The organism is Burkholderia sp. Ac-20365 (assembly GCF_017104715.1).
In the GTDB taxonomy this organism is placed as follows: domain Bacteria; phylum Pseudomonadota; class Gammaproteobacteria; order Burkholderiales; family Burkholderiaceae; genus Paraburkholderia.
The window spans coordinates 1-11,600 of sequence record NZ_JAAGPI010000005.1; the positions used below are offsets into that span (position 1 = coordinate 1).

Sequence of the window (11,600 nt, forward strand, 5' to 3'; positions counted from 1 at the left end):
TAACACTCATTGCGCTCAAGACGCGCGCGGCAGCGCTGTGGCGCGGGTACTTCGATAACGCTTGCATGGTCCACTCCTTCAATTGGCGTGGAGCTTTTTGCAAGGCCTATGCCATTCACTGGAAGTACCGTACGGCCGGGCTGCACCGTGTTGGATCGGAACGGCGGTGTCAAGTAACTGGACAGCCGCTGTCCGGTTTCCCGACACAAGCCCGGCGTCAGGCCGTCACGCGTCGGAGTCAGACAGGCCGAGATTCGCCAGACGGGTGTAGAGCGACTGCCGGCTGATACAGAGCCGGCGCGCCGCTTCGGCGCGATTGCCATCGGCGAGCGCGAGCGCTCGGGCAATCAGTGCGCGTTCAAGTTGAGCGAGGGCGTCGCTCAAAGGTAGGTCGATAAGACTCGCAGGAATCGATTCGGCCGCGCTCGCGCCCGAATCGAACAGGAACGCGAAGTCTTCGCGGGTGAGCAGCGCGGCAGGCGCAAGCGCGCTTGCCCGCTCGATCGCGTTCGCCAGTTCGCGTACGTTGCCGGGCCAGGTGAAGCTGACGAGCAGGCGCTGGGCGTCCGCGGAGAGATGCTTGCGCGCCTGGTCGGACGAACCTGCGAGGGCCACCAGAAAGTGTTCAGCCAGCGGCAGGATGTCCGCTACCCGCTCTCGCAAAGGCGGCATGTGCAGCGGAATCACATTGAGCCGATACGACAGGTCCTGGCGAAACGTGCCCGCTTCGACCATGCCCGGCAGGTCGCGATGGGTCGCGGCTACGACGCGCACATCGACCGCGACCGTCCGGTTGGTACCGAGCGGCGTAATCTCGCGCTCCTGCAGCACGCGAAGCAGCTTCGCCTGCATCGCCAGCGGCATATCGCCGACTTCGTCAAGAAACAACGTACCGCCGTGCGCTTCTTCAAAACGGCCGCGCCGCTCCGCATGGGCACCCGTGAACGCGCCCCTGCCATGACCGAAGAGTTCGCTTTCGAGCAGGTCCTGCGGAATCGCTGCGCAATTCACGGCGACGAATGGGCCGTCGGCGCGCGCTGACGCGCGATGCAGCACGCGCGCGGCCACTTCCTTGCCGGTGCCCGTTTCGCCCGTGATCAACACTGTCGAGTTCGTGCTGGCCGCGCGGCCGAGGCGCTTCTGTACGTCTCGCATGGATTCGCTGATCCCAAGCAACTGCGGTTCACGCGAGGGCGGTTCTTCTGCAAAAGCCTGCGGGGGTTTCGCGACTGTCTCGTCGCTGCGGGCCGCAAGGATGCGCGCAAGGAGCATGGCGATTTCGTCGCGGCCGACCGGTTTCGTTAGATGCTCGTAGGCACCGAGCCGCATCGCGCGAATCGTATTGTCACTGGTTGCATACGCGGTCAGCATCACAACGGGAACGTGCTGCAGACCTGTCAGTCCGCGCAGCGACTCGAGCACCGAGAGACCGTCCGCGTCCGGCAACCGGAAGTCGAGAAAGACGCAGTCGGGCATCGCATGCGCACGCAACAACTCAAGCGCTTCCTTACCCGAGCGCGCCTCCAGCGGCGTGTGGCCAAGGTCGTGGACAGTTTCTGCGAGGCCGTCGCGATAGGCGTCGTCGTCGTCGATGATCAGGATGGTCGCCATGGTATATCGATCACAAAGCAGGTCAGATTTGACTCTTGAGCGAGCCACGCACGGCCGTTATGGGCCGACGCGATCTCACGAACCACGGCAAGGCCAAGACCCGATCCATCGGGCCGGCCCGTCACGAATGGCTCGAAGATGCGCTCGCGCTCGTCCGCACTCACGCCGGGACCATCGTCGATCACTTCCAGCCTGAGCCGTTTGTCGTCGTCAAGGGTGACGGCACGTGCCCGGACCGTCACGTGTCCGCCGGGAGGCGCATGCCGCAGTGCGTTGACGATCAGGTTATCCAGCGCACGTGCCAGTTGCGCAGCATCGAAAGCGAGGCGCGTTGCACAGGAATCGGCTTGCGCCGTCAACGATATGTGCCGGATTTCCGCACTCGACTCGTGCGCACGAACGACATCGACGAGCCATGCCCGCAGATCGACTTCCTTCGCGCGGACGATTACCGGCTGCGTAAGCGCAAGCAGGCTCGCGAGCTGCAATTCGACGCGTCCCACCTGCTCAATGACGGTTCTCAAGGCAGCTTCCCGGCGTGCCTCATCGCCGGCGAGCGCGTTTTCCGCCTTGAGCCGCATCGCTCCCACCGGATTGCGAATTTCATGCGCGATCTGTGCGGCCATCTTGCCCAGCGCGCCGAAGCGTTCTGCCTGCCCGAGTTTCGCGCGTAGTTCGTTCGCTTCGCGCTGAAGACGGTCCGAGCGCTCGACGTATCGGTTGAGCGCGTCGACGATGTCGTCCAGATCGCGTTCGCCGAGCCGCTCGATGTGCCTGCCCTGTTCAAGTCTACCGTTCGGCGCGAGTGCCAGTTCGATTTGCGTGAGGTTACGCTTCCAGCGTCTGAAAGCCATGGCGAGCAATAGCGCCATGATCACGATGATCGCGAGCACCCCGGCCAGAACGGTCGCGGCACGCTGACCATAAGGCCCGAACGGCGGGCGCGCACGCGTAAGCATCCATGCGAACAGGCCGGCATGATGTGGGACAGGACACGCAACAGCGATCACTGCATCAGCACTCGCGGATACCACGTCCGCCCGCATCTGGCCGGTGCTGGCAACGTTTCGAAGCGTACGAAGAATAAGCGGCGTCTCGGCCTCGGGGATATCGCGCTTTACACCGCTGCCTTCATAGGTAGGAAACGCATACGCGAGAAAGCCATTCGGTGCGTTGGCCACCGATACAACACTCCAGAAGCCGCCTTCGATACTTTCCGTGCGGATCAGCACGAGATCGAGCACGGCATGCATGAGGTCGACGTCGGCTTCACCCGGCCTCCGCATCGACAGGTCGTAGCGCGATGCCACCGCCGTGCAGGTCGCGGTTGCCTGTTGTTTCGCGGCATCGACACGCTCCCCGAGCGCTGATGACAACATGAGCCACACGGCCACGCACAGCAGGCCGCACAGGATGGCGACGAGGATCCAGAGCGCGGAAAGCTGCGAAGAAAACGACGGTTTTGGCATGGGAAGCCATATGGGAATCGAGCAAAGATGATCATTAGCAATTTCTCTGCCGCCTTCCATAGCACAGACAGCGCCCGGTCGAGCCTCACGGCGTGATCATTCGATGATGCTGGCGAGAATACGCTGGAATGGTTCAGGCGCGATGGAAGCATCTCGACTTGATAGAAGCGGCGGCATGCCTGACATATCGCTTACGCCGCGCGGCGCGTATCGATGCGCAAAGCCCAGCGCCGCGACAATATGCTGGTTAGAATATCTGGCAATCAGGCGCCGGCGCGTCGCGGCTTTATCCCTGCCTTTTGCAGCAATGCCGGCACCACACAAGGAGACAAGCGATGTGGTTCGTCGGAAAAAGCGAGCTTCTCGCGCTGATCGAACGCAATTGCCTCGAAGAGGTGATGCCGGCCTTCAGCGATCACCGCAGCCTGCGCAAGAACACCCTGATCTATCGCCCTGAAGAGCAAAGCGAATACGTGTACCTGCTGAAAGTCGGCCACGTGAGGCTCTATCGGCTCACCGAGGAAGGCCAGGAAATCACGCTGTCGTTCATCAAGGCCGGCATGATCTTCGGCGACGGCGACGTGCTGAATGAAGCGAGCTACTCGCACTACGCGGAGACACTCGCCGCAAGCCGCATCTGCTATATCCGCAAGGCAGACTTCAAAGACCTGCTGAAGCGGTACCACGTCATCAACCAGTTCGTGCTGCGCAGCCATCATCAGCGCTGGCAGGAAGCACAGAAGCTGATCGAGAATCTGTCGCTGCACGACGTGCGCAAGCGCCTCGTGAATATTCTCGCGATGTTCGCCAGCCAGATCGGCATACCCTTCGCGCATGACGGTGCGGGCGGCGCAGTGCTGATCGACCTGTCGATCGCACAGGACAAGCTGGCGGAGTTTATCGGCACGTCGCGGGAATCGGTGAACCGCCATTTCAGCGATCTGAAAGCCGAAGGCCTCGTCGATACGCACGAACGCAAGATCGTACTGACACCGGCCTTCGTCGCGCAATTTCTGCCAGCCATGACAACTGCGCTCGCCGCCACAGGCGGCACTACGCAATCTGTCGCGAGCAGCGGGCAGGCGCCACAGCATGCGTACAAGGCGCCGCTGGTGCGCGCCTAGTGTGCTGCCTGGTGCGTAGCTGACAGCGCGGCCTTGACCGTCGCCACGCCGCTTTGCGGGCTCGATAACACCGGCACGCGCGTCTGGCCAAGCGACGGTACGAGCCGCGCCATCGATACCTGCGCGAGCACCACTACGTCCACTTCGTCTGCAAGTGCAACGATGGTGCGCCTGAGCACTTCGTCGTGAAGCTCCGCGTCGCCCGCCAGCAGCGCCGCGAATGCTTCTTCGGCGACGCGCTCGATCACACTGATCTCACGGCCCGCTTCGGCTGCTTTCTTGCGGATCAGCCGCACGGTTGGCTCGAGCGTGGTCTTTACTGTGGCCACCACACCAATCCGCGTGCCGAGCCGGCTTGCTTCCTGCGCCATGGTTTCGTCGACCTTGATGATCGGCGTGCGGATCATGCCACGCAACGTATCGACCGCTTCGCCGACCGACGAGCACGCGTTCAGGATGAAATCCGCGCCCATCGCCTGCGCGTTCGACATATACGAGTACAGTCGACTCGTCACTTCGGGCGTCAGGTGTCCGGCGCTGCGTACGTCGTTCAGCAGGCTGTCGTCGACGATATTGATCATCCGCACGTCCGGCAGTTGCGCGGCGAATTGATCCTTCAACGGTTGAACCGTCACCGGACCGGTATGTACTACGACTATCGTGGTCATCTGGATTGCAACTCCGTGTTGAACAAATAGACTGTTGCGGCAAGACGTTATGCGGTTGCCGCCGCCATCACCCGCTCCTGGGTTGCGTCGGAGCGATCGAAGGTGCCGTTCAGGCGTCCTTCGCGCACCACCAGAATGCGGTCGCTGATCGCCAGCACTTCCTGCAGGTCCGACGAGATCGCAATGATCGCAATACCCTGCGCGGCAAGCCGTCCGAGCAGCGCGTGCACTTCCGCTTTCGCGCCGATGTCGATACCGCGCGTCGGCTCATCGACGATCAGCACACGCGGATTGCGTGCAACCCACTTCGCGAGCACGACCTTCTGCTGATTCCCGCCGCTCAGGTTGATCACTTTCTGTTCGATGGTCGGTGTCTTGACGCCAAGCGTGCGCACGAATTCGCGGCAGCACTCGTCTTCGGCCGCGCGCCGCACGAACTGAAACGGCGAGTAAGTTTCGAGGTGCGTCAGGCTGAAATTCTCGCGCACGCTCATGCCCGCTACGAGGCCCTGCCCTTTGCGGTCTTCGGTGACGAAGCCGATGCCGTTGGCGATTGCATCGTGTGGACTGTCGATCTCCACCCGCTTGCCGGCGATCAGCACGTCGCCACGCTTCGCCCGCATTCCGAAGATCATCTCCATGATTTCGGTGCGCCCCGATCCAACCAGCCCCGCAATACCGAGGATCTCGCCGCGATGCACAGCAAAGCTGATGTCGCGAATGCGTGCCGGCGCGTTGTCGTGTGCGTGGAGTTCCAGATTGCGTACTTCGAGCACGACCTCGCGTGTCGCATGCGATGCCGATACCGCATACAGTTCGTTCAGATCGCGATCGACCATCTTGCGCACCAGCCATTCGCGGCTTACCTCCGCCATCGGCGCACTGCCGACGGTTGCGCCATCGCGCAGCACCGTCACGCGGTCAGCCAGTTCGAACAGCTCTTCCAGCCGATGCGAAATATAGACAATGCCAATACCTTGCGTCCGCAGTCGCTTGATCAGGTCGAGCAGAATGCGCGTTTCGTGATGGCTCAACGACGCGGTCGGCTCATCCATGATGATGATCTTCGAATCGCATGAAATCGCCTTGGCGATTTCGACCATCTGCTTCTGGCCCACGCTCAGGCGGCTCACCTGTTCCCGCGGATCGACGCGCATGCCGATCGTTTCGAGCAATACGCGCGCCGCGTCGTTCATCCGCGCGCGGTCGATCATGCCGAAACGCGTCAACGGCTCGCGCGCGAGAAAAATGTTCTCGGCAATGCTCAGGTTTTCGACGACCGACAGTTCCTGATAAATAATGCCGATGCCCAATGCACGCGCATGATTCCCGTCGCGCAATGTCACCGGCGCGCCTTCAATACGGATTTCGCCGCCGGCATCCGGTTCGAGCACGCCGGTGAGAATCTTCATCAGCGTGCTCTTGCCCGCTCCGTTTTCACCCGCCAGCGCCAGCACTTCGCCGGGTGCGATCTCGAGCGTTACGCGGTTCAATGCGCGCACGCCGGGAAACGTCTTCGAGATATCGCGCACCTCGAGGAATGGCGTCATCGGCAGTCCCTGGCTGGTTGCATGGTGCGATTACTTCGTATAACTGCCGAGATTGTTCTTCGTCACCACAGTGACGCCCGTGTCGATATCGCTTGCCTGCTTCTCGGCGCCCTGGATCTGCGACACCAGATGGTCGACAGCCAGCTTGCCCATCGTCACCGGACGCTGCACCATGATCGCCTGGATCGAACCGTCGCGAACGCCCTTCACGGTGTCAGGCAGATCGTCGAACGCGATCACTTCGAGCTTGCCCTTCATCGCACCGAACTCTTTGGTGTTCAGCACCTTTGCCACCGCCGGGCCGCCGACTTGACTGACACCGAAGATACCCTTCAATTGCGGATGCGCACGCAGCGTCGTCTCGACCACTGAAACGCCGCGCGCCAGATCGTCGTCGGTGCCCTGTGTTTCGACTATCTTGATACCCGGATACTTCGCGAGGCCTTTCTTGATGCCTGCGATCCGCTCGTTCAGGTTCACCGCGCCCAGTTGCCCGGTGACGATCGCGACCTCGCCCTGGCCGTTCAAAGCCTTGCCCATCGTCTCCGCCATCGTCTCGCCAGCCGATTCGTTGCTGGTGCCGATATACATCGAGCGGCCGCTATTGGGCGAATCCGAGTCGTAGGTCAGTACCTTGATGCCGCTCTTTTCCGCGCGCTTCATCACGCTTTCGACCGACTTTGGCTCGTTCACCGAAATCGCGATACCGTCGACGTGTTTCGAAATCAGGTCTTCGATAATCTGCACCTGCGTCGAACCCTGAGTGTTCTGCGGCACGACCCATTGGTAATTCACGGAAAGCTTGTCGGCAGCGGCCTTTGCGCCGTTATTGCAATCGTCGAAGAACGGCACCGCCACTTTCGGAATCACCGCGACGGAAATATCCTTCGTGTCTTTCGCGTATGCGCTACCGGCCGGGATCGCACAGAGCGCCGCTGCGGCCGATACCGCGAGCAATGCGCTCAGGCTGCGCGTGTGGAGCGCGCGAGTCAGGGTTCGTTGCATGATGTCGTCTCCAGAATGCGTGGGTTTTTAGGAATTCGAGAACGTCACAACACTGGTCCGGCGCACCCGCCCGACCTGGCCTGCCAGCCTCAGCGCCCTCTATGGCGAAGTCGCCAGATATCGATGCTTACCGCGATCAGGATCACGCAGCCTGTGATGGTTTGCTGTGCATAGGTGTCGATATTGAGCAGCACAACCCCATTGCTGATGATGCCGGCCAGCGCCGCGCCGATAATCGCGCCTTCGACACTGCCAACACCACCCGACAGGCTCGCGCCACCAATCGCGGCGGCCGCGATCACGTCGAGTTCCGCGCCGAAGCCTGCGGCCGGTTCAGCCGACACGAAGCGCGAAAACGCGAGCACACCGGCCAGCGCCGCAATCGCGCCCGACAGCGCATAGACGATGAATTTCACGCGCGCTGTGCGTACGCCGCTTAACCGAGCGGCGGTTTCGTTGCCACCCGTCGCATACACATGGCGGCCAAAGCGCGTGCGCCGCATGACGATCGAAAAGCACACGGCAAGCAGCCCCATCACGACAACAGGAAACGGGATAAAGCCGAGATAACCCTGCCCGAGAAACGTAAAGCCATCAGGCACATCCGGTGTGACGGGCACGCCTTTGGTGATGATGTACATCAGTCCGCGGCCAATCGATAACGTGCCGAGCGTCGCGATGAACGGCGGTAACTGGACACGCGTGACAAGAAAGCCATTGAACGCCCCGACTACGACACCCGTCGCAAGACCCGCCGCAACGGCGACCGTGGCGTCGAGGCCGTGCTGGAACGACAGCGCGGTCACCAATGACGACAGACCCATTACCGATCCGACCGACAGATCGATCCCGCCGGTAATGATCACCAGCATCATGCCGACTGCCATGATGGCCGTCAGCGAGAACGAGCGGAACACGCCCATCAGATTGTTGGTGGTCAGGAAATACGGCGAGAACACACTGATCAGCACGCCGACCAGGATCAACACAGCAAAGATGTTGAATTCGCGCACCCTGACGCAAGCGCGCAGCAGCGCGAGCGGCATCGGCAAAGCGGGCGCGTCGGTTTTCGAAGAAAGGGCTCTCAACGGATAGTCTCCTCGGCGTCGCGCATTGGCATCACAGTGGGCTCGATGCGAGCGTTCGACATCGTGGACGATCATAGGTTGAGAGCGCGCCGCAAAACTGTGACGGGCGTCATACAAACCTATTGGGGTTGTCCCGGGATCAGAGATTGCTGCAGTGCGGCTGACGTGCGGCTTCAATGCGAGTGCAATTGCGCCGCAATAGAGGAAACGACAAAAAATGCCGTGGTGACCCGCAAATCGCGCATCGAACGCGTACGGCAATGCCGACTATGACGCCCGTCACAGAAACGTGCTGCACAAACTCTTAAGCTCTCGACAAGGTCTGCCGGCGCATACACGCGACACGCATCCGGCCCCTCTGACATTCTTTCAAGGAGCAAACCGCATGACGAAGCGAGTGATTGTGACCGGCGGCAGCGGACTCGCCGGAAAATGGGTGGTCGAAAATCTCGTCGAACACGGCTACGAAGTGCTGAACCTCGACCGCGTGCCGATGCCCAAACGCACTGCGCGCACGCTGATCACCGATATCACCGACGCAGGCCAGGTGTTCAACGCGCTCGCATCGAGCACCGCGCCTACGGAATTCGTGCCGGACATCGAGCCGAAGCCGATCGACGCAATCGTCCATTTCGCGGCGATTCCGCGCATCATGGTCACTACCGACAACGAGGTGTTCCGCATCAACGTGATGGGCACCTACAACATTCTGGATGCCGCTTCGAAGCTTGGCATCCGCAAGGTGATCGTTGCATCGAGCGAAACCACCTATGGCGTGGTGTTCGCGCACCGGCATCGCAATCCGCAGTACTTCCCGCTCGACGAGCAATATCCGGTCGACCCGATGGACAGTTATGCGACGTCGAAGGTGATCAACGAAGTAACTGCAAAGGCGTTTCATGCACGCACCGGCGCCGACCTGTACTGCTTCCGGATCGGCAACGTGCTGGATCCGGAAGACTATGCGAAGTTCGAGATGTGGAACAAGGACCCGTCGTTGCGCAAGCGCATCGCATGGAGTTATATCGACGGCCGCGATCTCGCCGAGGCGGCGCGCCTGGGTATCGAGAAAGACGGTCTCGGCTTCGAGGTGATGAATATCGCCGCCGACGATGTATCGTCCGATCTGCCGACTGCGGAACTGCTAAAGCGCTTTTATCCGGAAGTGCCGCTGAAGAAGCAACTCGGCGAGTTTGAGACGCTCTTGAACAATGAGAAGCTGAAGCGTCTGCTCGGCTGGAAGCAGAAGTACTTTTGGCGCGATCAGGCGAAGTGAGACTCACCTCACTTCCATCTCTCCTGCTTGTTTAGCCGGGTTCAGGCGTAGATTGTTTCTGCCGTGCGCCGCGAAGTCTTGCGGCGCACACCGCCCTGCGTGGGCATCGATCCGGTTGCCGTTGAAGTTCGTTAATTCCGCTAATCGTATTAGCAGAAGCGCTAACAGGTTCGTTTTGCCGCTGCCTCAAAGGCGAATCGGACGGGCGGATGATCGATGAGCAGTTTGACGGGTGGCAACGACGGCCTGCGCAGATGTCGGACGAGCAAGGTCGCGCCCCCATGCACAACGCTCGTCCCCATGTTTAATTGCGCCGTCGAGTCAGACACGTGCCGCTTTATCAAGGAAGGTCGTGATATCGCTATCCGATGCTGATACTACCTCGTACTGAGCTGCTGCTCCCGTCCGCCGGGCGTACCTGAAGCACCCGCGGTCAGCTTGCGCCCGGACGACGGGAACACCAGCAGCAACAACACGACACCCGCCATCAGCACCACGGCCAATCCAATCAATCCGTATTGGGCACTTCCCGTCTGGGTTTTCATCCAGCCGACGAACGCCGGGCTCACGAAACCACCCGTGCCGCCAAGACTCGTGATCATCGCAATACCACCCGCCGCCGACGAACGCGGCAGGAACGTCTGCGGAATCGTCCAGAACACGACGAAGCAGCCATAGGAAGCTGCCGCCGCAAGCGCGAGCAATCCGACACCGACCGCCACGTGATGGCCCGCCGCCGGCAGCAGCGCAAACGCGAGCGCCGTCACGGCTGCGCTGCCCGCGACATGCCAGCGGCGCTCCATCGTGCGGTCGGAACTTGCTCCGACCACATACGTCCCCAGCGCCGCCGCGATGAACACCAGTGCAGACAACAGCCCGACGTCGAGGACACTCGCCACACCCAGATCGCGGATGATGGTCGGTGCCCAAAAGCCGATGGCATTGAACGGCATCATGACCGCGAAATAGACGAGCGCCGCGAGATAGACGCGTGGATTCACCAGCGCGCCACGCAGTCCATCGAGATGGCTGGTGTGCTTCGATTTTTCGTCGGCGAGCAGTTCGCGAGCGACGAGGGCTTTCTCGCGCTCGTCAAGCCAGCTCACCTGCCCTGGAGTATCGCCGAGAAGGAAGAACGCCAGAATGCCGAGCGTCACAGCAGGCACGCCTTCCAGCAGAAACAGCCATTGCCACCCGGGCAAACCGCCCACGCCCGCGAGCCGCGTCATGATGAACCCGGAAAGCGGCCCGCCGACAATGCCCGCCACCGCCGTCGCCATCATCAGGAACGCTGTGACGCGTGCACGCCGGGCGCCCGGAAACCAGCAGCTCAGGTAGTAAATGATGCCGGGGAAAAAGCCGGCTTCCGTCACGCCGAGCAGAAAGCGCATCGCGTAGAACTGCGTCGGCGTGCGCACGAACATCATGAGGCTCGACACGAGACCCCACGCGAACATGATGCGAAGCAGCGTGCGGCGCGCACCGATACGCTGCATCCAGAGGTTGCTGGGCACCTCGAAGAGCACGTAGCCGATAAAGAACAGACCCGCGCCCAGGCCGTAGGTCGATTCCGAGAAACCGAGGTCGTGCATGAACTGCAGTTTGGCGAAGCTGATATTCACGCGATCGATGTAGCTGATCACATAGCAGAGAAACAGCAGCGGAATCAGCCGGTAAAACATCTTGCGATACGTGCGCTCGATTTCAGCGGGCGCGTAGTCGCTCGCGTCGTTCTCACCGGTAAGCGAAGAGCTGTGCATGATGGTCTCGCGAAGAAGGCGAATACGATGTTCGGTGGACGCCGCGATG

9 protein-coding genes are annotated in these 11,600 nt (G+C 61.2%); 2 read left to right on the top strand and 7 right to left on the bottom strand.

The window, feature by feature from the left end:
• Window positions 1–225 precede the first annotated feature (225 nt).
• Together G3O01_RS11245 and G3O01_RS11250 are read right to left on the bottom strand one after the other, a co-directional pair.
• Window positions 226–1,611 carry a sigma-54 dependent transcriptional regulator gene (locus tag G3O01_RS11245; RefSeq protein ID WP_205804711.1) on the bottom strand — a complete coding sequence of 462 codons (1,386 nt, stop codon included), beginning with the start codon at window positions 1,609–1,611 and terminating at the stop codon, window positions 226–228.
• Window positions 1,596–3,080, bottom strand: a complete 1,485-nt coding sequence (locus tag G3O01_RS11250; protein ID WP_205804712.1) for a HAMP domain-containing sensor histidine kinase — start codon at window positions 3,078–3,080, stop codon at window positions 1,596–1,598. Before G3O01_RS11250 ends, G3O01_RS11245 begins: the two co-directional genes overlap by 16 nt.
• Window positions 3,081–3,415: 335 nt before the next feature.
• On the opposite strand from G3O01_RS11250, the gene G3O01_RS11255 reads away from it, so the two are divergent.
• Entirely contained in the window at window positions 3,416–4,204 is a 789-nt protein-coding gene (locus G3O01_RS11255) for a Crp/Fnr family transcriptional regulator (protein ID WP_205804713.1), read from the top strand.
• Here G3O01_RS11255 and G3O01_RS11260 read toward each other — a convergent pair.
• From G3O01_RS11260 to G3O01_RS11275, 4 genes are all read right to left on the bottom strand, one after another.
• Window positions 4,201–4,872, bottom strand: coding sequence for an aspartate/glutamate racemase family protein (locus G3O01_RS11260; protein WP_205804714.1), 672 nt, complete (start codon window positions 4,870–4,872; stop codon window positions 4,201–4,203). The two genes, G3O01_RS11255 and G3O01_RS11260, sit on opposite strands and share 4 nt — an antisense overlap.
• 47 nt (window positions 4,873–4,919) lie before the next feature.
• Window positions 4,920–6,422 carry a sugar ABC transporter ATP-binding protein gene (locus G3O01_RS11265; RefSeq protein WP_205804715.1) on the bottom strand — a complete coding sequence of 501 codons (1,503 nt, stop codon included), beginning with the start codon at window positions 6,420–6,422 and terminating at the stop codon, window positions 4,920–4,922.
• 30 nt (window positions 6,423–6,452) lie between these two features.
• Complete coding sequence (locus G3O01_RS11270) at window positions 6,453–7,427, bottom strand: sugar-binding protein (protein WP_205804716.1); 975 nt, start codon at window positions 7,425–7,427, stop codon at window positions 6,453–6,455.
• Window positions 7,428–7,516: 89 nt separating this feature from the next.
• On the bottom strand, window positions 7,517–8,473 hold the full coding sequence (locus G3O01_RS11275; protein WP_205805135.1) for an ABC transporter permease: 957 nt from the start codon (window positions 8,471–8,473) through the stop codon (window positions 7,517–7,519).
• Window positions 8,474–8,900: 427 nt separating this feature from the next.
• On the opposite strand from G3O01_RS11275, the gene G3O01_RS11280 reads away from it, so the two are divergent.
• On the top strand, window positions 8,901–9,791 hold the full coding sequence (locus G3O01_RS11280) for an NAD(P)-dependent oxidoreductase (protein WP_205804717.1): 891 nt from the start codon (window positions 8,901–8,903) through the stop codon (window positions 9,789–9,791).
• 377 nt (window positions 9,792–10,168) lie between these two features.
• On the opposite strand, the gene G3O01_RS11285 is transcribed toward G3O01_RS11280, so the two are convergent.
• Window positions 10,169–11,551 (bottom strand): MFS transporter, encoded by a 1,383-nt coding sequence (locus G3O01_RS11285; protein WP_205804718.1) that lies wholly within the window; start codon window positions 11,549–11,551, stop codon window positions 10,169–10,171.
• Window positions 11,552–11,600: the final 49 nt, after the last annotated feature.

Excerpts from the sequence above, each read along its gene's own strand:
- G3O01_RS11245 (WP_205804711.1), bottom strand. The coding sequence starts at position 1,611 with ATGGCGACCATCCTGATCATCGACGACGACGACGCCTATCGCGACGGC.
- G3O01_RS11250 (WP_205804712.1), bottom strand. The coding sequence starts at position 3,080 with ATGCCAAAACCGTCGTTTTCTTCGCAGCTTTCCGCGCTCTGGATCCTC.
- G3O01_RS11255 (WP_205804713.1), top strand. The coding sequence starts at position 3,416 with ATGTGGTTCGTCGGAAAAAGCGAGCTTCTCGCGCTGATCGAACGCAAT.
- G3O01_RS11260 (WP_205804714.1), bottom strand. The coding sequence starts at position 4,872 with ATGACCACGATAGTCGTAGTACATACCGGTCCGGTGACGGTTCAACCG.
- G3O01_RS11265 (WP_205804715.1), bottom strand. The coding sequence starts at position 6,422 with ATGACGCCATTCCTCGAGGTGCGCGATATCTCGAAGACGTTTCCCGGC.
- G3O01_RS11270 (WP_205804716.1), bottom strand. The coding sequence starts at position 7,427 with ATGCAACGAACCCTGACTCGCGCGCTCCACACGCGCAGCCTGAGCGCA.
- G3O01_RS11275 (WP_205805135.1), bottom strand. The coding sequence starts at position 8,473 with ATGCCGCTCGCGCTGCTGCGCGCTTGCGTCAGGGTGCGCGAATTCAAC.
- G3O01_RS11280 (WP_205804717.1), top strand. The coding sequence starts at position 8,901 with ATGACGAAGCGAGTGATTGTGACCGGCGGCAGCGGACTCGCCGGAAAA.
- G3O01_RS11285 (WP_205804718.1), bottom strand. The coding sequence starts at position 11,551 with ATGCACAGCTCTTCGCTTACCGGTGAGAACGACGCGAGCGACTACGCG.